16 protein-coding genes and 1 pseudogene are annotated in these 21,989 nt (G+C 68.4%); 12 read left to right on the top strand and 5 right to left on the bottom strand.

What is annotated here, in order from left to right; genetic code table 11:
• The first annotated feature begins 232 nt into the window (after nucleotides 1–232).
• Both ABIE67_RS25425 and ABIE67_RS25420 read left to right on the top strand, forming a co-directional pair.
• The gene (locus tag ABIE67_RS25425) at nucleotides 233–2,173 is read left to right on the top strand and encodes a hypothetical protein (RefSeq protein ID WP_370261587.1); all 1,941 of its coding nucleotides are present in this window, start codon (nucleotides 233–235) and stop codon (nucleotides 2,171–2,173) included.
• A 459-nt stretch (nucleotides 2,174–2,632) separates the two neighbouring features.
• Nucleotides 2,633–3,823, top strand: a complete 1,191-nt coding sequence (locus ABIE67_RS25420; RefSeq protein WP_370261584.1) for a pyridoxal phosphate-dependent aminotransferase — start codon at nucleotides 2,633–2,635, stop codon at nucleotides 3,821–3,823.
• A gap of 162 nt (nucleotides 3,824–3,985) precedes the next feature.
• On the opposite strand, the gene ABIE67_RS25415 is transcribed toward ABIE67_RS25420, so the two are convergent.
• Nucleotides 3,986–4,513 carry a YbjN domain-containing protein gene (locus ABIE67_RS25415; RefSeq protein ID WP_234764989.1) on the bottom strand — a complete coding sequence of 176 codons (528 nt, stop codon included), beginning with the start codon at nucleotides 4,511–4,513 and terminating at the stop codon, nucleotides 3,986–3,988.
• 148 nt (nucleotides 4,514–4,661) lie between these two features.
• On the opposite strand from ABIE67_RS25415, the gene ABIE67_RS25410 reads away from it, so the two are divergent.
• Nucleotides 4,662–4,796 (top strand): hypothetical protein, encoded by a 135-nt coding sequence (locus tag ABIE67_RS25410; protein ID WP_370261581.1) that lies wholly within the window; start codon nucleotides 4,662–4,664, stop codon nucleotides 4,794–4,796.
• A gap of 124 nt (nucleotides 4,797–4,920) precedes the next feature.
• On the opposite strand, the gene clpB is transcribed toward ABIE67_RS25410, so the two are convergent.
• On the bottom strand, nucleotides 4,921–7,518 hold the full coding sequence (clpB, locus tag ABIE67_RS25405; protein WP_370261579.1) for an ATP-dependent chaperone ClpB: 2,598 nt from the start codon (nucleotides 7,516–7,518) through the stop codon (nucleotides 4,921–4,923).
• A gap of 119 nt (nucleotides 7,519–7,637) precedes the next feature.
• Here clpB and ABIE67_RS25400 point away from each other — a divergent pair, with 119 nt between their 5' ends.
• Entirely contained in the window at nucleotides 7,638–8,051 is a 414-nt protein-coding gene (locus tag ABIE67_RS25400; protein ID WP_370261577.1) for a pyridoxamine 5'-phosphate oxidase family protein, read from the top strand.
• 734 nt (nucleotides 8,052–8,785) lie between these two features.
• Here the strand turns inward: ABIE67_RS25400 and ABIE67_RS25395 are convergent.
• Nucleotides 8,786–9,121 (bottom strand): hypothetical protein, encoded by a 336-nt coding sequence (locus ABIE67_RS25395; RefSeq protein ID WP_369272452.1) that lies wholly within the window; start codon nucleotides 9,119–9,121, stop codon nucleotides 8,786–8,788.
• Between the two features lie 304 nt (nucleotides 9,122–9,425).
• Between ABIE67_RS25395 and ABIE67_RS25390 the strand changes: the two genes are divergently transcribed.
• Together ABIE67_RS25390 and ABIE67_RS25385 are read left to right on the top strand one after the other, a co-directional pair.
• On the top strand, nucleotides 9,426–10,463 hold the full coding sequence (locus ABIE67_RS25390; protein ID WP_370261573.1) for a helix-turn-helix transcriptional regulator: 1,038 nt from the start codon (nucleotides 9,426–9,428) through the stop codon (nucleotides 10,461–10,463).
• Nucleotides 10,460–11,098: pseudogene (locus tag ABIE67_RS25385) on the top strand (hypothetical protein). The gene ABIE67_RS25390 and the pseudogene ABIE67_RS25385 overlap by 4 nt, the downstream one beginning before the upstream one ends.
• Here the strand turns inward: ABIE67_RS25385 and ABIE67_RS25380 are convergent.
• On the bottom strand, nucleotides 11,052–12,128 hold the full coding sequence (locus ABIE67_RS25380; RefSeq protein WP_370261571.1) for a LuxR C-terminal-related transcriptional regulator: 1,077 nt from the start codon (nucleotides 12,126–12,128) through the stop codon (nucleotides 11,052–11,054). The pseudogene ABIE67_RS25385 and the gene ABIE67_RS25380 overlap by 47 nt on opposite strands.
• 407 nt (nucleotides 12,129–12,535) lie before the next feature.
• On the opposite strand from ABIE67_RS25380, the gene ABIE67_RS25375 reads away from it, so the two are divergent.
• Genes ABIE67_RS25375 through ABIE67_RS25365 form a run of 3 tightly spaced genes read left to right on the top strand, consistent with a single transcriptional unit; the run spans nucleotide 12,536 to nucleotide 15,853 of the window.
• Entirely contained in the window at nucleotides 12,536–14,080 is a 1,545-nt protein-coding gene (locus tag ABIE67_RS25375; RefSeq protein ID WP_370261569.1) for a circularly permuted type 2 ATP-grasp protein, read from the top strand.
• Entirely contained in the window at nucleotides 14,077–15,009 is a 933-nt protein-coding gene (locus ABIE67_RS25370) for an alpha-E domain-containing protein (protein WP_370261567.1), read from the top strand. Before ABIE67_RS25375 ends, ABIE67_RS25370 begins: the two co-directional genes overlap by 4 nt.
• Before the next feature lies 1 nt (nucleotide 15,010).
• Nucleotides 15,011–15,853 (top strand): transglutaminase N-terminal domain-containing protein, encoded by an 843-nt coding sequence (locus ABIE67_RS25365; protein WP_370261565.1) that lies wholly within the window; start codon nucleotides 15,011–15,013, stop codon nucleotides 15,851–15,853.
• A 254-nt stretch (nucleotides 15,854–16,107) separates the two neighbouring features.
• Here the strand turns inward: ABIE67_RS25365 and ABIE67_RS25360 are convergent, their stop codons facing one another.
• Nucleotides 16,108–17,241 (bottom strand): sugar ABC transporter substrate-binding protein, encoded by a 1,134-nt coding sequence (locus ABIE67_RS25360; RefSeq protein ID WP_370261562.1) that lies wholly within the window; start codon nucleotides 17,239–17,241, stop codon nucleotides 16,108–16,110.
• Between the two features lie 294 nt (nucleotides 17,242–17,535).
• On the opposite strand from ABIE67_RS25360, the gene ABIE67_RS25355 reads away from it, so the two are divergent.
• The 3 genes from ABIE67_RS25355 to ABIE67_RS25345 all read left to right on the top strand — a co-directional run bounded on the left by ABIE67_RS25355 (nucleotide 17,536) and on the right by ABIE67_RS25345 (nucleotide 21,925).
• On the top strand, nucleotides 17,536–19,254 hold the full coding sequence (locus ABIE67_RS25355; protein WP_370261557.1) for a PA14 domain-containing protein: 1,719 nt from the start codon (nucleotides 17,536–17,538) through the stop codon (nucleotides 19,252–19,254).
• Nucleotides 19,255–19,277: 23 nt separating this feature from the next.
• On the top strand, nucleotides 19,278–19,790 hold the full coding sequence (locus tag ABIE67_RS25350) for a hypothetical protein (RefSeq protein ID WP_370261555.1): 513 nt from the start codon (nucleotides 19,278–19,280) through the stop codon (nucleotides 19,788–19,790).
• A gap of 98 nt (nucleotides 19,791–19,888) precedes the next feature.
• Nucleotides 19,889–21,925, top strand: a complete 2,037-nt coding sequence (locus ABIE67_RS25345; RefSeq protein WP_370261553.1) for a fibronectin type III domain-containing protein — start codon at nucleotides 19,889–19,891, stop codon at nucleotides 21,923–21,925.
• Nucleotides 21,926–21,989 lie beyond the last annotated feature (64 nt).

Genomic DNA, 21,989 nt, shown 5'->3' with positions numbered 1-21,989 from the left:
TGAGCTTCGGTTCTTCAGAGGCGCCTTTTCACGGCCTCCCGTATGGGGCAAGGCTGACGGTACACAACCAGCGCTAGCAAAAACGTCACACCTGCGGCACTACGCCACATGGCATCAACTCCGCTTAACAGACCATTCGCGATGCGCGGTGTCAATCAGCTCAGAGGTCTCCGCGCCTGTGTAGCTTACTGTCGCCGAAACAGGCACAGGGTCCGATTTCGCGGAGGTAACCATGTCGGATGTCTGGCTTAGGCGGGAAGACCTCAATGACGATGCAGAGCGTCAGCTTTGGGACTGGCAACGAGACAAAGTCGCTTCGATGGAGCCGTTGCGTATCGGTTCTCCGGACTCCGAATCTGCTTCAAGCTGGGGCGTAGGCCGCCTAATCCGAGGCCACCTAATTCGCCAAATTTTGCTGGGGTACGGCCCTAACACCAAACCGTGTATTGTTCGGATTGAGGGTGCTCGAATTGTTGGCTCACTGCGTCTTGAGCATGCCAACCTTGTTTGCCCACTGGACCTAACTGGCTGTTACTTCGATGAAATTATCAACCTGGAGCAGACGCGCGCTCCCGCCATTTTTTTCAAAGGTTGCACTATTCCAAATGGTGTGGAGGCTGATCAGATCCACACGCAGAATAACTTTGAAATCGAGAACTGTAAGGTAAATGGGGGAATCCGCCTGCGAGCGGCGCGAATTCGCGGTCAGTTCATCATGAACTCATCCCGTGTGCGTCACGAGAGTGAGGTTTGCCTCAGTGCGCTAGGAATGACTGCTCTCCAAGGAGCTTTCTTTAAAGATTTCGTCGCAGAAGGCAAAGTTGCATTGACGGGAGCTACGTTCGGCAGGGTTCTTGATATGCAACGGGCGCAGCTAACCAAGTCCCCAGACGGCCGCGCTCTCAATGCTCGCAGAATCACCGTGGCAGGCGCCGTAAAGATGAGTGGCGGCTTTGTAGCAGAAGGCGGAGTCGATCTTACAGGCAGTGACATTAAGGGGGATGCAAACCTGGCGGGTGGGCGCTTTATCAGGAATGGTGCGGCTGGCCCCGAAGAGCGCGTAATTGATCTGACCCGAGCATTTATTGGCCAAAACGCCTACTTCAACGGAGGGTTCCATGCTTCCGGAACGGTCTGCCTTCTGGATGCGCAGATTAAAGGAAGCCTCAGATGCGAAGGCGGCTTGTTTGAAAATCCGAACGACACAGCCATCAGCGCCGCTGGGGTCACTGTCGAGAGAGACGTCAACCTCACGAAGCCATCGACTGATCAGGCTAGAGAAGATGTTCGTGGTTTCGCAGCAGACGGGCTAACAGACTTCTCGGGCGCGCGCATTAGCGGAAAAATGGATTGCTCGGGAGGTACCTTCAATAACCCGCAGAGAGTGGCTCTAAATATTTCTGGAATTACTGCTGGCAGCCTCGTTTTCGGCAAGGAATTTCGGGCTAGCGGAACTCTTGACCTGCATAGAGCGAGAGTAATCGGCGTGCTGAAAGCTGGCGCGGCTGTGCAGGCGTCGCAGGTACAGTTGAAGGGCTTGACATATGGTTCATTTGAGGACGAGATGCCGTTGCGGCAGCGACTTGAATGGCTTAGGAGCGCACAAAGGCCTTTCGAACCGCAAGTTTACCGACAGCTCGCCTCGTTCTATCGCACACTAGGTGACGATAAGAGCGCGAAAATGGTGCTTGTTGCGGGAAGAGGAGCGCATTTCAGCACCAAAAACAAGGCTATCCAAGCACTTGCTTGGCTTTTTAAGAAATCAGTTGGATATGGATACTATCCGTCCCTTGTTCTGGTGTGGCTATCGGCGCTTGAAATCACAGGCGGATGCTTGTTCAGCACCCTGCGGAATGATCTACTGCTCGCACCAATCTACATCGATTCAGATGCGTCTTCGCCGGGACACCCACTCGGGACCATCACGGGATCGGGTCACGTAACGGAACACGGTTATCCCGCGTATCAGCCTTGGCTTTATACACTCGACCTCCTTCTCCCAGTCGTTGACCTAAGGCAAAGTGAAATTTGGATTCCGCACCGGGCGGCGGAATGGTGCTCGATGGCATTCATTGTGTCCGGCTGGGCACTAGCGACTACACTAGTTATCGGACTCGGTAGCGTATTCACCAGGGAGCGCGAGGAATCGATGATCTCGATTCCCCGTGGATAGCTGCCAGGTAGTGGCGTGCACTCGAATCTGTCCAGTTGGCTCTCTGAGGTACGTGCTCACCAGTTTTACTTAAACGCCCCGCTGATTGGCCAAGCAGTCCAAACCCCGCCCATCGCATCCAGAGACGCCAGCAACAACACCTAGTGGACTATCTGTGCCGCGCAACCGCCAATCGATCAGCCAGGGGGCGGTGACCTGCGTCTGGGGCCGAAGCATCCTCCCAAGCCGCGTGCGTCATGGACCAGGGGGGCAATGAGGCACATACGCCGCACGACAAGCCACAGGCCCTCGGACTGTCTCGCCCGCTGGGCCGTCTGTGGGCCGTCCGAGGGCGGCCAACGACGACAGATGACGACAGTCGACGACAGCCCTCTCCCTGCTCAGAGAGGGTGCCTTGGGCGCCGGCGCAGATGCTCATCCGCGAACGTGAGTTGAGGAACTCCAGAGCTTGGGCGCAGGATGACCGGCATGACCTCCACCACCCGCCCCCTGCTCAACCGCCGTCTCGCCGAGTTCGGGACGACGATCTTCGCCGAGATGTCCGCGCTGGCCCTGAGCACCGGGTCCATCAACCTGGGGCAGGGCTTCCCCGACACCGACGGGCCCGAGGAGGTCCGTGAGGCGGCCGTACGGGCGCTGCGGGACGGACGGGGGAACCAGTACCCGCCGGGCCCCGGCGTCCCCGAGTTGCGCACCGCGATCGCCGCGCACCAGGAGCGGCGCTACGGGCTGTCGTACGACCCCGACACCGAGGTCCTGGTCACCGCGGGCGCCACCGAGGCGATCGCGGCCACCCTGCTCGCGTTGCTGGAGCCGGGGGACGAGGTCATCGCCTTCGAGCCGTACTACGACTCCTACGCGGCCTGCATCGCCGTGGCCGGCGGCACCCGCGTGCCGGTCACCCTGCGGCCGCACGAGGGCAGCTTCCGCCTGGACCTCGACGAGCTGCGCGCCGCCGTCACCGACCGCACCCGGCTGCTGCTCATCAACACCCCGCACAACCCCACCGGCACGGTCCTCACCCGTGCGGAGCTGGCCGCGATCGCCGAGCTGGCCGTCGAGCGGGACCTGCTGGTCGTGACCGACGAGGTGTACGAGCACCTGGTCTTCGGCGACGCCGAGCACCTGCCGCTCGCCACCTTCCCGGGGATGCGGGAGCGGACGGTGACCATCGGGTCGGCGGGCAAGACCTTCTCCTTCACCGGCTGGAAGGTCGGCTGGGTGACCGCGGCGCCCGGCCTGGTCACGGCGGTGCGCTCGGCGAAGCAGTACCTGACGTACGTCTCGTCGGGGCCGTTCCAGTACGCGGTCGCCGAGGCGCTCGCCCTGCCGGACAGCTATTTCGCGGACTTCCGGGAGGACATGCTGGCCAAGCGTGACCTGCTGGCGACGGGTCTGACGGAGGCGGGTTTCGAGGTCTTCCGGCCCGCGGGCACCTACTTCATCACCACCGACATCCGGCCCCTGGGCGAGAGCGACGGCTTCGCCTTCTGCCGCGCCCTGCCGGAGCGGGCCGGGGTGGTCGCCATCCCCAACGCGGTCTTCTACGACCATCGGGAGGCGGGGGCGCCGTTCGTACGGTTCGCGTTCTGCAAGCGGACGGAGGTCCTGGAGGAGGCCGTGAAGCGGCTCAAGTCGCTGGCGGGCTGACCTCTCCCTGCCGGGAAAGTTGTCCACAGCCTGTGGACGAACACTCGCCCCGACAGCGAGAGCCCGGCCCCGGCACCCGGCCGTGGTGGCCGGTGCCCTGGCCGGGCTCTCCCTCGCGGCCGGTTCGCCGCCTTACGCGTCCTTACGCGTCCTTACTCGTCCTTACTCGTCGTCTTCCTCGGGCTTGTCCGCCTCGTTGATCTCCTGCTCCAGGCCGAGCTGCTCCACGAGCCACTTGTCGAACTCGATGGCGGCCCGCACCCAGCTGACCGTCGACGAGACGAAGTGCTCCAGGCTCACGCCGGTGCCGATCAGCATCTGCGCCTCGCCGATCAGGCGGACGGTGCCGTCGTCGTGGGTGTGGCTGTAGACCTTGGGCCACAGGGTCCGGCGGTTCCAGTCGTCGATCGACTCCAGAAGCTGGGGCTTCTCGTCGATCTTGTGGGGCCGGTCGTAGAACGTCCGCACCGAGAAGACCTGCTGGTCACCCTCGCCGCGGAACATGAAGTACGTACGGAACTGCTCCCACGGCGCCGCGAGGTCACCCTCGTCGTCGACGACGTACTTCAGCTCCATCTGGTCCAGGAGCTGCTTCACGAGGTCCTGATCCGGGACGACGGGGCCGGCCGGCTGTTGCGGCTGCGGCTGCTGGCCCCCGAAGTTCGGAATCGAGGACGGGTCGATGGTCACCGTGAATTTCCCTTCGTACGGATTCGGTCATCCTCCCCCATGCGGGGTGGGGGGTGGCAACCCCCGACGGCCCTGTCAGCCATGGGCTGACACGATCCGGTCACCTGCGGGTGACGGTGCCATGACCGGCGGGCGGCATGATCGCGACATGCGGATGAGCAGAGAACTGCGGTGGCTGCTGTGGGGCCTGTGGCTGGTGTGCCTGGGGGTCGCCATCTGGTTCGTCGTAGTCGTGATCATGCTATGGACGGACGACATGCCGTTCGACCAGCTGCAGAACTGACACAGGCCCGCCGCACCACCGGGTACCCCGGATCACACCGCTCACCGGATACCCGGGATCACAGCGTCTTCCCGCTACCGCATACCCGGATCACAGAGTCTTCCCGCTCGCCGGATACCCCGGATCACAGAGTCTTCCCGCTCACCGGACCCACGATGAGCCCGTCACCGAACGAGTCCACCCGGACCGTGTCGCCGTCCTTGACCTCGCCGGAGAGGATCTCCTTGGCCAGGCGGTCGCCGATGGCGGTCTGGACCAGGCGGCGCAGGGGGCGGGCTCCGTAGGCCGGGTCGTTGCCCTCGTCGGCGAGCCAGGCCAGGGCCTCGTCGGTGATCTCCAGGGTGAGGCGCCGCTCGGCCAGCCGCTTGGCGAGCCGGCCGATCTGCAGCCGGGCGATCCGGCCCAGCTCGTCCTTCGACAGGGCCGAGAAGACCACCAGGTCGTCGAGCCGGTTGAGGAACTCCGGCTTGAAGGAGGCACGGACCACCTCCAGCACCTGTTCCTTCTTCTCCGCCTCGCTCGTGACCGGGTCGACGAGGAACTGGCTGCCCAGGTTCGACGTCAGCACCAGGATGGCGTTGCGGAAGTCGACCGTACGGCCCTGACCGTCCGTCAGCCGTCCGTCGTCCAGCACCTGGAGGAGGATGTCGAAGACCTCGGGGTGCGCCTTCTCGACCTCGTCGAGGAGCACCACGCTGTACGGCCTGCGCCGCACCGCCTCGGTCAGCTGGCCGCCCTCCTCGTAGCCGACGTAGCCGGGGGGCGCGCCGACCAGCCGGGCCACGCTGTGCTTCTCGCCGTACTCCGACATGTCGATGCGGACCATCGCCCGCTCGTCGTCGAAGAGGAAGTCGGCGAGGGCCTTGGCGAGTTCGGTCTTGCCGACGCCGGTCGGCCCGAGGAAGAGGAAGGAGCCGGTCGGGCGGTCCGGGTCGGCGATGCCGGCGCGGGTGCGCCGTACGGCGTCGGACACGGTCTGCACCGCCTCCGCCTGGCCGATGAGCCGCTTGCCCAACTCCTCCTCCATGCGCAGGAGTTTCTGGGTCTCGCCCTCCAGCAGGCGCCCCGCCGGAATGCCGGTCCAGGCGGCGACGGTGTCGGCGATGTCGTCGGCGCCGACCTCCTCCTTGACCATGGTGTCCTTGGCGGCCTCCTCCTCGGCCTGCGAGGCGGCCTCCAGGTCCCGTTCCAGGGTGGGGATCTCGCCGTAGAGCAGCTTGCTGGCGGTGTCGAAGTCGCCGTCGCGCTGGGCGCGTTCGGCCTGTCCGCGCACCTCGTCGAGGCGTTCCTTCAGCTCACCGACGCGGTTGAGGGACTCCTTCTCCTTCTCCCAGCGGGCGGTCAGGCCGCGTAGCTCCTCCTCCTTGTCGGCGAGGTCGCGGCGCAGCTTCTCCAGACGCTCACGGGAGGCCGGGTCGGTCTCCTTGCCGATGGCCAGCTCCTCCATCTTCAGCCGGTCGACCGACCGCTGGAGTTCGTCGATCTCGACGGGGGAGGAGTCGATCTCCATCCGGAGCCGGGAGGCGGCCTCGTCGACGAGGTCGATGGCCTTGTCAGGGAGGAAGCGGGAGGTGATGTACCGGTCGGAGAGTGTCGCGGCCGCCACCAGCGCGCTGTCCGCGATCTGCACCTTGTGGTGGGCCTCGTAGCGCCCCTTCAGGCCGCGCAGGATCGCGATGGTGTCCTCGACGGTCGGCTCGGCGACCAGCACCTGCTGGAACCGCCGCTCCAGGGCGGGGTCCTTCTCGATCCGCTCGCGGTACTCGTCGAGGGTGGTGGCGCCGACCATGCGCAGTTCGCCGCGCGCCAGCATCGGCTTGAGCATGTTGCCGGCGTCCATGGCGGAGTCGCCGCCGGCACCCGCCCCCACCACGGTGTGCAGCTCGTCGATGAAGGTGATGATCTGCCCGTCGGAGTCCTTGATCTCCGCGAGCACGGTCTTCAGCCGCTCCTCGAACTCACCGCGGTACTTCGCCCCCGCGACCATGGCCCCGAGATCGAGCGCGACGAGCCGCTTGTCCTTGAGGGACTCGGGCACGTCCCCCTTGACGATCCGCTGGGCGAGCCCTTCCACGACGGCGGTCTTGCCGACGCCGGGCTCACCGATGAGGACGGGATTGTTCTTGGTACGGCGGGAGAGCACCTGCACGACCCGCCGGATCTCCTGGTCCCGCCCGATGACGGGATCGAGCTTGCCCTCCCGGGCGGCGGCGGTGAAGTCGGTGCCGAACTTCTCCAGCGCCTTGTACTGCCCCTCGGGATCGGCGGTGGTCACGCGCCGCCCGCCACGGGCCTTCTGGAAGGCGTCCAGCAGCTTCTTCGCACTTGCTCCCTGCCGGGTGAGCACCTCACCGGCCTGGCCGCCCTTGGCGGCGATACCGATGAGCAGGTGCTCGGTGGAGAGGTACTCGTCCCCGAGGTCCTTGGCCCGTGCCTGGGCGTCCGCGATCACGGCGAGCAGCTCACGGTTGGGCTGCGGGGGCGCGACCGTGGACCCGGTCACGCTGGGCAGCGCGGCGAGGGCCTTGTCCGCGCCGGCGCGGATGGAGGCCTGGTCGGCCTCGACGGCCGCCAGCAGATCGATGACGTTCTCGTTGTCCTGCCCCTGGAGCAGAGCGAGGAGCAGATGGGCGGGGGTGAGGTCCGCGTGTCCCTCGGTCAGGGCCCGGTTGCTGGCCGCGTTGATCGCGTCCCGGCTCCTGTTGGTCAGCTCGGCGTCCACGTTGGCGTTCTCCTCCTGGCGTCAGCCTCTCCCAGTACTGACTGAGTCAGCGTACACAAAGTTGAGTCTATTCCGCTCAAGGTAATCGCGGGAAACGTACGGCGGCTAGGTTCCGGGTCATGGCCGCACACCCCCAGGACCCGGGCGCGCCGGACGCGCCGTACCTCACCTTCTGGCAGGAGAAGCACATCTGCACCCTGACCACCCTGCGCCCGGACGGCACCCCGCATGTAGTACCCGTCGGAGTCACATACGACCCCGAGGCGCGGCTTGCTCGAGTGATCACGAGCAAGTCGAGCGCGAAGGTACGCCACGTACTGGCCGCCGGCCCCGACGGGGCACGGGTCGCCGTCTGCCAGATGGAGGGGCGGCGATGGGCCACCCTGGAGGGCCGCGCCTCCATCCGCACCGAACCGGAACAGGTCGCCGACGCGGAGCGCCGGTACGCGCAGCGGTACGGGCGGACACCGAGGCCGAATCCGGAACGGGTGGTGATCGAGATCGCGCTCACTCGGGCTATGGGGCGGGGGTGACTCTGGGGGTAGAGCCGGGGTCCGGGGCAGAGTCAGGAGCCGGGGCCCGGGGCAGGAGCCGGGGCCCGGGGCAGAGGCCGGGACTCGGGCCCGGGCAAGAACAGGGCCCAGAGGCAGGAGCCGGGGCAGGGACAGGGTCCGGAGCCAGGCAGGAGCCCGGAGCCCGGCAGCGGGGCCGGGGCCAGGGACTCGGGGCCAGGACCAGGAGCCCGGAGCCCGGCAGCGGGGCCGGGGCCAGGCACTCGGGGCCAGGACCAGGAGCCGGAGGCGGGAGGCAGGAGCCGGAGGCATGGCGGCTGAATGCCGGGCAGCGGCGAGATTCGGGCAGTCGGAACCCGGACAGCCGGAACCCGGACAGCCGGAATCCGGGGCGGCCGGAACCCGGACAGCCGGAATCCGGGGCGGCCGGAACCCAGACAGCCGGCCACCAGCCACCAGCCACCAGCCACCAGCCACCAGCCACCAGCCACCAGCCACCAGCCACCAGCCACCGAAACCCGAACAGCCGACCCCCGGTCACCGAACATCTGGCACCCGGGCAACCCGGCAGTCGGACACCAGGCAGCCGGTCACCGGAACGGCCGAATACCGGGCGACCGGTTTCGGCCACTGCCGTAACGGGTCGATACGGGGAAATGTCCCGGAAAACTGCAGCGGCGTCACCGTGTTCAGGTCACGGTGACGCCGCTGCGGGGGGAAGCACCTGAGCGATCTGTTACGACGGGGGAATCGCGTCAGGCACTGCGGGGGGTGGCTGAGATAGTCCTTGGGGCCGGAGCCTCTGGTTCCACCAGCCGGTGGTCGCGCTGATCGAGGTTGACGAAGATCATTCCGTACCGGATGGCACACCGCACGGGCTGCGGCGCCCCCCGAGGCCGCCGCAGACACCGGTATGCCCGCACGTCCTCGTCCTCGTCCCGGGTGACGACGACCGGCTCGCCGAAGACGGTCACCATCAGTGAGTCACCGGAGTGGGGGATCGCGGTGACCAGGTCGATGAAGTGCCAGCCGGAGCGGTACGCGGTGGCCATTTCCCTGCGGAAGGAACGGTCGTCGGGTGGGGTGGTCATGAGGTCGTACCAGTCGATCCTGCAGGCGCGGAGCCCCAGCCGGTGTCGTCCGACTGAACGACTCCCTTCGGCTCAGCGGCCCCCCAGCCGGTGTCCTGCTGGGTACTGGTGGCCGCTTCCACCGTTCCCACCCCGGCACCGAAGACCACGGCCGCAGAGAAGGCAACGGCAAGCGCCGATCGAAGCATTCTCTTGAACATAGTCGGCTTCGTCCTCACTCAACGAGTTCCCTTCCCCCGTGCCACGACGACGATGGCTCATTCAGACACGTCAATGCCACAGGGGCGATGCATCATGTTCCTGCATGTTCAGGACCCTGGGGGGTGGAGATTTGCCTAATAATCATCCAAAAGCGACACATCCCCACGCGATCACAGATCTCTGTGAGGAAGGGACGCAGCTTTATGCGACCGCGTTGAGTACTGGCCGCATCGCGCGGGCGGAGATCGCCGCAGCCCCCTGTCTGCTCGACTTCGCGCTGCTGCACCCGGACCCTGACGACGAGAACTGGCTGCGGCCGGTTCCGCCCTCCGTCGTGCTCGCCCAGCGGCTCCATCCGCTGGAACGCGAGATTCTGGACCGCCGGCGGATGTCCATCGAACTGACCGAATCCTTCGAGCCATTCATGGCGCTCAGCGCACTGGCACCCGCGCCCACCCACGCCATCACGGTGCTCGAAGGCTCCGCCCGGATCAACGCGGCGCTCAACCTCGCGACGGCCGAGTGCCGCCACGAGGTCCTGACCGTGCAGCCGGGGGGCGGGCGCAGCGAGCACATCCTCAAGCAGGCCCTGGAACGGGACCGTCCGCTGATGGAGCGGGGCGTGCGCATGCGCACGCTCTACCAGCACACCGTGCGGCACAGCCTGGGGACCATGGCCTACGTGGACGTCATGTCGCGCGGCAAGGTCGAGATCCGCACGCTGGAGGAGCTCATAGGGCGCCTCATCATCTGCGACGAGACGGTGGCCTTCGTACCGGCCCACGACGATCAGCAGGTCGCCCTCGAACTGCGGCATCCGGGGCTGGTCAAGTACCTGATCAAGGTGTTCGAGAACCTGTGGAGCCGGGCGACCCCCCTGCGCGAGGAGACCCCGTACGAGCCCACCCGCGACGGCATCACCGGGGTCCAGCGCTCGATCGCCCGGCTGCTCATCGAGGGGCACGTCGACGAGGCGATCGCGCGCCGCCTCGGCATGAACGTCCGCACGTGCCGCGCCCATATAGCCAAGCTCGCGACCGCCCTGGGCAGCGGCAGCCGCGCGCAGCTCGGCTTCCTCATAGCGCAGTCCGGGCTGCTGGACGAGGACCCCGCGATGTTGGGGGGAGACGGCCACTCATGACCGAGGCGCACCCCCACGAGGACGTGGAACTGTGCGAGCCGGGCCTGAAGCTGTACCGACAGCCCTTGATGGACGGGCGCCTGCGCGCCGAGGACGCCGCGCCCGCCCCCTGCCTGGTCGACCTCGGCCTCCTCCAGTCCTCGATCGAGGACCTCCACTGGCTGGAACCCGGCGCCCCCACTGTCGTACTCCACCGGCTGCTCCGGGCCTCCGGGGACCGCACCGGAAGGAACGGCGACGTGAACAACTGCCGGCCGACGCGTTCGAGCCACTCATGCGGATCGACGGACGGCGCACGGCGCCCTCGGACAGCCCGGCGATCACGGTGCTCAGCGGCACCGAGCGGATCAACCGGGCCATCACCGAGGCCATGGTCGGAGCGTCCCGGCATGTACCCCCAGGCCGTCCAGCAGCCCACCCTGAACGGCGTCACGCCGCGCCGACGCGCCATCGCCGGCCTCCTCATCGAGGGCCACACCGACGCGTCCATGGCCGACCGCCTCGGCATGAACGTCCGCACCGTGCGGGTCCACATCGCCAAGCTCGCTGCGACGCCGGGCAGCGAGAGCCGCGCGCAACTCGGCTACCTCATCGGGCAGTCCGGGATTCTTGACCGGCCGCACCGGGAATCCTGATCACGGCCGACCCGGTGGCCTCGGCCGGAGGCGGTGACGACGACGGGGAACGCGGGCCCTCCAGCCCCACCTGAGCGATCCGCACCCCCAGCTGCGTACGGCTCGCCGCCCCCAGCGTCTCCGACAGCCGCGCGATGTGCGCCCGGCAGGTACGGACGCTTATCCCCAGCCGCTCCGCGATCACCGCGTCCTGGTGCCCCTCGGCGAGCAGCGCGGCGATGGACTGTTCGCGGTGAGAGATGCCCTCGATTCCCGTGTCCGGCAGCGGTGCCGTCAGGGGGATCGCCAGGCGCCACAGCCGTTCGAACACCGTCACCAAGTAGTGCACCAGGCCCGGATGCCGCAGCTCCAACGCCATCGTGCGGTCCGCGTTCGCCGGGATGAACGCCACCTTGCGGTCGAAGAGGATCAGCCGGTCGATCACCTCGTCCAGCGTGCGGGCCTCGACCGAATCGCCCATCAGCTCAAGGTAGTTGAGCAGGCCCTGCCCATGTCGGGCCACATGGGTGTACAGGTCGCGCATCCGCACGCCCCGGCCGCGCAGCGCCAGCGCCCGGTGCAGCCCCTCCGTCAGCTCGTGCTCGGGACGGATGCCGCCGGGCTGCACGGTCAGCACCTCCGTGGTGCACGCCTGGGTCGCCTCGTCGAGCGCGCCCTGGATGCGTGAGTCACCGTCCAGGACCCGGATCGCCGTGCCCTCCGGGCCGGACGTCTGGGCCGGCACGGGACCCAGCCCGGCGTACCACTCGAACGCCGCCACCGCCGAGCCCATCCGCCGCTGGCTCGCGCTGACCTCGTCGTACACACCGCGCAGCAGCCGCGTCATGACCTCCTGCGGGGAGGTCGGCACCAGCCAGTCCATGTCGTCGGGGTCGGGGTGCAGCAGCGCCAGCTCCAGCAGGCAGGGCACCGGCTCCGCGTCCCGGCGCGGCACCCGACCGCGTCGTACGGCCCGGGAATACACGCGATCCCCGGCCTCGCACAGTCGGTCGGCACCGTGGGGATGCTCCTCCGCCCCGTGCCCGGCCATCGCCCTCCACCCCCGGTTCTTGCCTCTCTCGCCGGCCCCGCTCACCTCCGGAGCCCGGTGTCGGCACCCCGGCCGGGACACCCGGACAGGAGTGGCCCTGGTCGAGGGGCCCACGATGCTCAGCTCTTCGGGCCTACGGTTCGCTCGCGCTTCCGCAGCGCAACTATGCGCGGACGGGCCGTGCTCCGCAACACGGCTCGCGCCGGGACGGACGCCGCAAACCACCGGTACCTCCCGCTATTTCCGGGCCTCCGTCCGTCGAGTTGCAACAAGCTGATGGTGTCGTACCGGTCTTTGCCATGTGCGCAGCAAAGCCCGCCCCGCTACCCGGACGCCGCCCTTCCGCGTGCACATCCCGGAAATCCCCCAGAGATCACCGCGTTACAGACCGCCCTTAACGTCAGGCCATGGCGGACATATTTGACGCGTACGCGTTGGCCGACGCGTGGGACGAGATGTTTGAGCGGCCGGGTGAGGTCAGAACCGCCTATGAGCCGGTGCTGGCGGCGCTTCAGCCGATCGAGCCGAGTGAACTGCGCTTCCGGGCCGACCAGATGGCCCGGGCGTTCACCGACAGGGGTGTGACCTACGCCTTCGCGGGCGAGGAGCGGCCGTGGCCGCTGGATCTGGTGCCGAGGATCCTGGACGCCCTGGAGTGGGATCTCATACAACGCGGGGTGAGCCAGCGGGTCAGAGCCCTGGAGGCCTACCTCGCCGACGCCTACGGGCACGCCCGCGCCTTCGAGGACGGCGTCGTGCCCTGGCGGCTGCTGCTCAACTCTCCGCACTTCCACAGAGCGGCCCATGGGGCCGAGCCGCCGGGCGGGGTGCGGATCCACGTCGCCGGCATCGACCTCGTGCGGGACGAGGCCGGGGACTTCCGGGTGCTGGAGGACAATGTGCGCGTCCCCAGTGGCGTCTCGTACGTCATCGAGAACCGCCGGGCCATGACGCGGATCTTTCCCTCCCTCTTCGCCGAGCAGCACGTCGTGCCGGTCGACGGGTACGCGCAGAAGCTGCTCGCCGCCCTGCGCGCGGCCGCGCCCGACGGGACCGACGATCCGCGCGTCGTCGTGCTCACCCCCGGGCCCAGCAACGCCGCCTACTTCGAACACGCCCTGCTGGCCCGGCTGATGGGTGTCCAGCTCGTCGAGGGGTACGACCTCGTCTGCCGCAACAACCGGGTGTGGATGCGCACGACGCGCGGCGAGGTGCCCGTCCACGTCGTATACCGGCGGCTGGACGACGACTTCCTCGACCCCCTCCACTTCCGCCCCGACTCGGTGATCGGCTGTCCGGGCATCATGAGCGCGGCCATGGCGGGCACCGTCACACTCGCGAACGCCGTGGGGAACGGCATAGCCGACGACAAGCTTCTCTACACGTACGTCCCCGACCTCATCCGGTACTACCTCGGCGAGGAACCGATCCTGCCCAACGTCGAGTCCTACCGACCCGACGAGCCCGGCCAGTTGGACGCCGTCCTCGACCAGATCGAGCAGCTCGTCATCAAGCCCGTCGACGGCGCCGGCGGCCAGGGCATCGTCATCGGGCCGAAGGCCGACCGTGACACGCTCGAACGCACTCGCAAAGCAGTCGTCGCCGATCCGCGCGGCTTCATCGCCCAGCGGCCCGTCGCCCTGTCCACCTCCCCGACCCTCGCGGGCGAGCGCATGGCGCCGCGCCACATCGATCTGCGGCCGTTCGCCGTCAACGACGGCAACGATGTCTGGGTGCTGCCCGGCGGCCTCACCCGGGTCGCCCTCCAGGAGGGCAACCTGATCGTCAACTCCAGCCAGGGCGGCGGCTCCAAGGACACCTGGGTACTGGCCGAAGGGCCGACGGACTCCCCCGCGCCGCTGGGCGCCGGTGATCCCCTGGACGTCGCTCCCCGTCAGCTGGGACCCGACGGCACCCCCGCCGTCGTACAGGAAGGGGCGCAGCAGCAGTGAACGATGTGATCCTCTCCCGGATAGCCGAGGCCCTGACCTGGACCGGACGGTACGTCGAGCGGGCCGACGCCACGGGCCGCATTCTCGACGCCTACCTGCACCGCATGCTGGAGGACCCCTGGCGCGACGCGGATGTGGCCTGCCGGTCGCTGTACGCGATCCTCGGGATGGACGCCGGCGGTGCGCCCGTCGACATGCAGCAGGTCCTCGACCAGTTGGCCTTCGACGCCCGCTCGACCGGGTCGATCGAGGGCGCGCTGGGCGCCGCCCGGCTGAATGCCCGCAGTGCCCGGGAAGCGGTGTCGTCGGAGATGTGGGAGTGCCTCAACTCCACCTGGCACGCGCTCGCGGACCAGCGGCTCGCGGCCCGGCGGACGGGCCCGTACGCGTATCTGGAACTGGTCCGCAGACGAGCGGCGCTGTTCTTCGGACTCGCCGACTCCACGATGAGCCGCGACGACAGCTGGCGCTTCGTCGTCCTGGGCCGCAGCCTCGAGCGGGTGGACATGACCGTACGGCTGCTGTCGGTCCGCGTGCTGGACGCCGCCCACGCGCCCGACTGGCCGACCCTGCTGAGCGCGTCCGGTGCCGACGAGGCGTACGCGCGCGTGTACGGCGGCTTCGGCGACACCCCGCGCGTGGCCGAGTTCCTGCTCCTGGACCGCGACTTCCCGCGCTCGGCGCTGCACGCGCTGACCACGGCGGAGGAGTGCCTCACCGCGCTCGGCCGCCCACGCCAGGACCCGGCGCGCCGCCCGATCGGCCGGATGCGCACCCGGCTCGAATACCTGGACACGCACGCCTTGGAAGAGCAACTGCCAGTGCTGCTGCGGGACTTGCAGCAGTCCTGCATGGCCTCGATGGACGCCGTGGCCGACCGGTTCTTCCCGTACCAGGGGCCCGTCGAGTGGGCCCAGGAAGGAGCGTGAGATGACTCGCCGACTCCGCATCAAGCACGTCACCCGCGTCTCGTACGCCCAGCCCGCCGCGTCCTCCCACAACGAGGTCCGCATGACCCCGCTGACACTGCCCGCCCAGACCACGCTGGACGCCCGGGTCACCATCAGCCCGGCGGCCACCACTTGGGCGTATTGGGACTACTGGGGCACCCAGGTCACCGGCTTCGACCTGATGGACCCGCACGCCGACCTCACCATCACGGCCTCCAGCCTGGTGGAGACCTACCCGCCGGGCCCGTTCCCCGAGGCGCCGACGTGGCGGGAACTGGCCGAGGAGGTGGCGTCCTCCCGTCTGCTGGAGTTCGCGGGCCCGACCTCCCGTACGACCGTCCCCGACCGGCTCGTCGAGCAGGCGCGGGAAGCGGCCGCCGGCCTCGATCCGCACGAGACGGCGATCGCGGTGTCGACGCTGGTCGCCGACCGGGTGTCGTTCATCCCCGGCGCCACGGGGGTGAACACCTCCGCCGTCGAGGCCTGGGAGCAGGGCGCGGGCGTCTGCCAGGACATCGCCCATCTGACGATCGCGCTGCTGCGGGCACTGGGCCTGCCGACCAGGTACGTCTCCGGTTACCTCCACCCCGAGCGGGAGGCGGAGCTGCACCGTCCGGTGGCCGGGCAGAGCCATGCCTGGATCGAGTACTGGGCCGGCGACTGGTGCGGCTACGACCCCACCAACCGCACCCGGGCAGACGAGTCCCATGTCGTCGTCGGCCGCGGCCGCGACTACGACGACGTCACCCCGCACAAGGGCATCTACCGTGGCGTGCCCGGCGGGCCGCCTGAGGTGACGGTGGAGTTCACGCGGGTGGCGTGAGGGCCGAAAGGAGAGAGGGCCGGGGATTGCCCCCGGCCCTCTCTCCTCCGTCGCCCCTCGGGATCTCGGCGTCGGCGGAGGACCAGATCCGCTTGCCGGTGGCCAGGTCGTTGAGGGTGACGTTCGAGGGGTCGTAGTCGTAGCTGCCGGCCGCCTCGAAGCCCGGGTAGTAGCCGGCCAGGACGGCGGGGGCGTACGTCTTGTCGCCGCGAAGATGATCGGGCGTGATCCTAGACCAGTTCTTGATCTTGGCTTTATGACTTCAGACCGATGGCCGCGCACTCCGCCTTGTACTGCCCCGTGCAGATCTCCGACAGCTCGTAGATCCCGTCGGCGACGACGGTCTCCTTGATGTTCTTCTGCGTCAGCGCGACCACGGGGACCAGCAGGGCCGGGATGCCCTTGTCGGTCGGGCTGTCGACCTGGTCCTGGGTGAGGGAGTCGAACTGGATGTCGTGGCCCTGGACCTTGGCCACGGCCATCTCCGCGGCGCTCTCGGCCTCCTGCGGGTACGACTTGTACACGCTCATGAACTGGTCGCCGGCCACGATCCGCTGGACCGCGTCCAGTTCGGCGTCCTGCCCGGTGATCGGGGGCAGGGTGGTGACGCCCGCGGCCTCCAGGGCCTTGATGATGCCGCCGGCCATGCCGTCGTTGGCGGCGTAGACGCCCTTGATGTTGTTCACGCCGACGTCCTTGATCGCCTGGGCCATGTTGGCCTGGGCGTTCTCCGGCTTCCAGTCCTTGGTGTCGTAGGACTTGGCGATGCCCACCGTGCCCTTGAGCTCGGAGAGGGCGCCCGCCTTGAACTGGCCGGCGTTCGGGTCGGTGGGCGAGCCGTTCATCATCACGATCTTGTCGGACGAGTCGACGTCGGAGCCGCCCATGGCATCCAGCAGCGTGCGGGCCTGGACCTCGCCGACCAGTTCGTTGTCGAAGGAGACGTACGCGTCGATCGGCCCCTCGGCCAGGCGGTCGTAGGCGATGACCGGGATCCCGGCATCCTTGGCCTTCTGCACACCGTCGGCGATGGCGTGCGCGTCGACGGCGTCCAGCAGGATCACGTCGACCTGGTCGTCGATCATCTTCTGCAGCTGCTTCGCCTGCTTGGCGGCGTCCGCTTCGGCGTTCAGGTAGACGACCTGGCCCTGCTTGTCGGTGAGCTCCTGGACCTTGCTCCTGATGATGGGGTAGTCGAACTTGTCGTAGCGCGTGTTCGCCGTCTCCGGCAGCAGCAGGCCCACGGTGATGTCGTCGCCCTTGGTCGGACTCGCCTCGCTGCTGCCTCCCGTCACGCCCAGCGCCCCGCACGCGCTCAGCGCGAGGGTCATCGTGGACGCGGCGGCCACGACTGTGGCGGTACGGCGCAGGGGGCGCAAGGGACGCATACAGGAGCTCACTTCTGGTGCCTTCGGGACACGGGCGCGCCATTGCGCCCAGATGTCTGAAAAGACAACGCGCCAACAACCCCCAGCGTCAAGCCGTACCACTTAACGAGTGCGCAACGCCACGCTCCGCTGTGCATGTGAAGACATGACGGAACGCCTCCAAACACCCGTTACACCCCCTCCACTAAAAATCGATCAAGGAACTGGTTGAGATCTGCACAACCAACGTCATTCCTCGCGAGTCGTGATCACGACAGCTCCGTCAGGCTGTCCCGTACTCGACCAGAGGATCGAATGAACCCAGCCAGACGCACGACCGCCGCAGCCGCCACCACGGTCGTGCTCGCCACCGCGGGCACCCTGCTCACTACGGCCCCCTCCGCGTCCGCCGCCGTGACCTGCGCCTCGCCCGTCTTCAAGCGGCAGTTCTTCGCGAACACGTCCTTTTCCGGCACCGCGCAGAAGACCGACTGCGACAGCGCCATCGATCAGAGCTGGGGCACGAGCGCCCCGGCGTCCGGCCTGCCGAAGGACAACTTCTCCGTCCGCTGGACGGTGACCCGCGACTTCGGCTCCGGGGGACCCTTCTCCTTCGCAGCCTCCGCCCAGGACGGCATCCGGGTCTACCTCGACGGCAGCCGCAAGGTCGACCTGTGGAAGAACGTGTCCGCCACGGTGTCCAAGACCGTCAACGTCACCGTCCCCGCCGGCAAGCACACCCTCCGCGTCGACTTCGCCAAGTGGACCGGGACGGCGAACGTCAAGTTCGCCTACGCGCCGCGTACTTCGGCGACCGTCGACCAGGTCAGGCCGCTCACGCCGACCGGGACCTCGGTCTCGTACGACCAGGCCACCGGCCGGGCGAAGCTGACCTGGGCGAAGAACCAGGAGATGGATCTCTCCGGCTACCGCGTCTACCGCCGCCTCAAGGGGGCTGCGTACGGCAGCGCCCCGCTGGTGACGACCGCCTCCACCACCCACACCGACACCACCCTTCCGGTGACCGGCGCGGCCTACTACTACGAGGTCCGCGCCTACGACAAGGCGGGCAACGAGTCGGCCGGTACGGCGGACCAGCTCGTCACCACCGTCGACCGCACCGCGCCCGCCGTGCCGACCGGGCTGAGCACCGACTCCGAGGAGGAGGGGCTGCGGGTCGCGTGGAGCGCGGTCGAAGGGGCGGCGTCGTACCGGGTGTACCGGGCGTCCAGCGCGAGCGGCACCTATTCCCGGGTGGGCAGCACCACTCAGGTCTCCTCCGTGGACACCTCGGCCGTGGAGGGCACCACCTACTACTACCGGGTGAGCTCGCTCGACTCCGCCGGCAACGAGTCCGCCCGCTCCGCCGCCGTCAGCGGCAAGCGCCGGGACGTCACGCCGCCGCCCGCCGTCACCGGGGTGACCGTCACGCCGACCGAGTACGGCTTCCGGGTGCGCTGGGACGCCAACCCGGCCACCGACCTGAGGAGCTACGCGATCCGCCGGGGCGAACTCCTCGGGGACGAGGAGGAGAAGGTCTGCTCCCTGTACCCCGGCTACTACGTGTCGGCCGACACCACCTCGTACGACTACGCCGTCCTCCCCGACGGCGAGGAGAGCTGCTTCATCGTCGACGCCATCGACGAGGCCGGGAACTCCTCCTTCCAGTGGACCGGCGAGGCCCAGGTGGTGGTCGCGACCGAGCTCGACATGACGCCGGGCGTCGCGACGCCCGAGGGCTCGCCGCTGACGCTTGAGGCGACACCGGCCGAGGGCGCCGAGGGCAACCGGCTGACCTGGTACGGGCTCGGCGAGGACGCCGCCGAGGCCGCGGGCGGCTACCGCCTCTACCGCTGGGACCAGGACAGCTCCGCCTACGAGAAGATCGCGGACGTCGGCACCGGGACCCCCGAATACTTCGACACGGGAACCGAGCGTGGCACCACGTCCTATTACTGGGTGACCGCCGTGGCGGCGGACGGCACCGAGTCGCTCCCTGCCGGAGACTGGGCGGTCACCGCACCGGCCAACTGATCCACCCCGCTGGGAGCTCCCGCATGACCGTCGCCGAAACCCTCGTCGAGGACAGCCTGTTCGGCCCGCTCGCCGTCCGTCTGGACAGCGAGCGGGGCGAGGTCACCGTCGAGGGCGAGGCGGTCCCGCGGATCGTGCTGGGCCGGGCCGCCGGCACCAAGGCCGACGAGCACACCCCCGTCGGCACCCGGAACGCCGGACTGCTCACCCTCACCGTCGGCGGCGAGGCGGCCGCCCTGGCCCCGGGCAAGGGGCGGCTGACCCGGCGTTCGTTCCGGGTCGACGTCCGGCACGGGGGCCATGTGTGGCGGCTGGTGCCCGACTCCGTGTCCGGCAGCCTGCTGGTGCGGGACCGCCGACGGCTCGGGGACCTCACCTCGGAGGGCGACGGCCGGGTCCTGGCCGAGTGGCGGGAGGACGGCAAGCCGGACGCGACCGACGCGGCCCTCGGGTACGCGCTCGCCACCGCGTTCGGCACGGGGGCGCAGTCGATGTGGATGCTGCTGACCGACGCGATCGGTGAGCTGATTCCCTGACCCGAGGAGGGAACGGCCGTACAACCAATCGGCGTTCCGGTAGGTCCTGTTCGGCGACGGTTGATCGCCGCCGTCGCCGAACAGGACTGAAGGACCGCATGAACCCAGCCAGACGCACGACCGCGGCCACCGCGACCGCCGTCGTGCTCGCCACCGCGGGCGGCCTGCTCACCGTCGTCGCCGCCCCCGCTTCCGCCGCCGTGACCTGCGCATCGCCGGTCTTCAAACGGCAGTTCTTCGCGAACACGGCCTTCTCCGGCACGCCGAAGAAGACCGACTGCGACAGCGCCATCGACCAGAACTGGAGCACCGGCGCCCCGGCCTCGGGCCTGCCGAAGGACAACTTCGGCGTCCGCTGGACCGTCACCCGCGACTTCGGCTCCGGCGGCCCCTTCACTCTGGCCGCCTCCGGACTGGACGGCATCCGCGTCTACGTCGACGGCAGCCGCAAGATCGACCTGTGGAAGAACACCTCCACCACGGTGTCCAAGACCGTCAACCTCACCATCCCCGCCGGCAAACACACCCTCCGCGTCGACTACGCCAACTGGACCGGCAGCGCCAAGGTCAAGTTCGGCTACACGCCCCGCACCTCCGCGACCGTCGACAAGGTCAAGCCCCTCGCCCCGACCGGCGCTTCCGTCTCGTACGACCAGGCCACCGGAAAGGCGAAGCTGACCTGGGCGAAGAACCAGGAGATGGACCTCGCCGGCTACCGCGTCCATCAGCGGGCCAAGGGCACCTCCGACTATCGCCCGGTCAGCGGTGAGCTACTGACCGTGAACTCGTTCACGCACTCCCTCGCCCCGACCGGTGCCGCGTACTACTACGAGGTGCGGGCCGTGGACAAGGCGGGCAACGAGTCCGCCGGCAGCACCGACCAGCTCGTCACCACCGTCGACCGGACGCCGCCCAGAACGCCGGTCCTGTCGGCCACCAACGACCACCTGTTCGGCGTCAGCGTCCGGTGGGAGGGCGACACCTCGGAGGGCGGGCTGCGCTACGAGACCTTCCGCGCCGACTCCCCCACCGGCGAGTGGGTGAAGATCGGCTCGGGCCTCGGCGGCAGTGGCGTCACGGACGAGAAGGCGCCCTTCGGCGCGACCTCGTACTACCGGGTCACCGCGACGGACACCGCCGGCAACAGCGCCCGGTCGGAGGTCCTGGCCTTCGCGCGCCCGCTGCCGCGGCCCTACCTGGACGGCGCGGCCACGAACGCCGACGAGACCGGCGTCGAGCTCCGCTGGACGGTGGCGAAGCACGCGCCGACGCAGTACCGCGTCTACCGCAAGGAACGTTTCACCGAGAACGCCGAGGCGGTGCGGGTCGTCTGCGAGCCGTCCGACGTGTCCCCGGCGGGCGACCCGTACGCGCGCTATGCCTGCACCGACCACTCGGCCGAGCCGGAGACGGAGTACTGGTACCAGGTCGCCTCCGTCGGCGCCGACGGCCAGGAGTCGGAACTCTCCCAGCCGAGCGCCGGCGGCCTCCACGACAACACCCCGCCGCCCGCCGTCACCGGCCTCACCCACACCAGCACGGAGTACGGCACGGTCCTCGAGTGGGACGAGAGCACCGCCTCGGACGTCGCCTCGTACCGGATCTGGCGGGGCACCGACGCCCGTGACACCTTCACCCACGAGCTGATCGCCACCGTCGAACCCGGCACCACCCGGTACGTCGACGTCCAGGTTCCGGACGACCAGAACTGGGTCTACTTCGTCGACGCGATGGACGAGGTGCACAACTCGCTGTACACGACGGCCGGTTACCCGGCGGACGTGGTCGCCAACGTGAGCGTCAACGAGTTCTATCTGACGCCGGGTTACGCGCCCCCGAACACCGCCGCCTGGACCCTGTCCGCCGAGGCGGACGAGGCGGGCCGGGCGGCGCTGACGTGGACCTGCGGTACCGGCTGCGCGGCGAGCGGCTTCCACGTGTACCGCTGGGACCGCGCGACGGAGCAGTACGTCCGCCTGACCGACGTACCTCTGGCCGCCGACGCCCGCGGATACACCGACCCGGCCACGCCGACCGCCACGACCAGCCACTATGTGATCTCGGTGGTCGCCGCGGACGGTTCGGAGGCGTACTCGGGCCTCGCGCCGGTCGTCGTCCCGCCGAGCGGGTCATGAGAAAGGCCCTGGGCCCGCGGGTTCCGACGAAGTCGGTTGACCTGCGGGCCCAGGGCCTCGATTG

Origin of the sequence: Streptomyces sp. V4I8 (assembly GCF_041261225.1) — a bacterium.
Lineage (GTDB): Bacteria > Actinomycetota > Actinomycetes > Streptomycetales > Streptomycetaceae > Streptomyces.
Note: the sequence above shows the minus strand (reverse complement) of the source record. Positions and strands in the feature narration are given on the sequence as shown.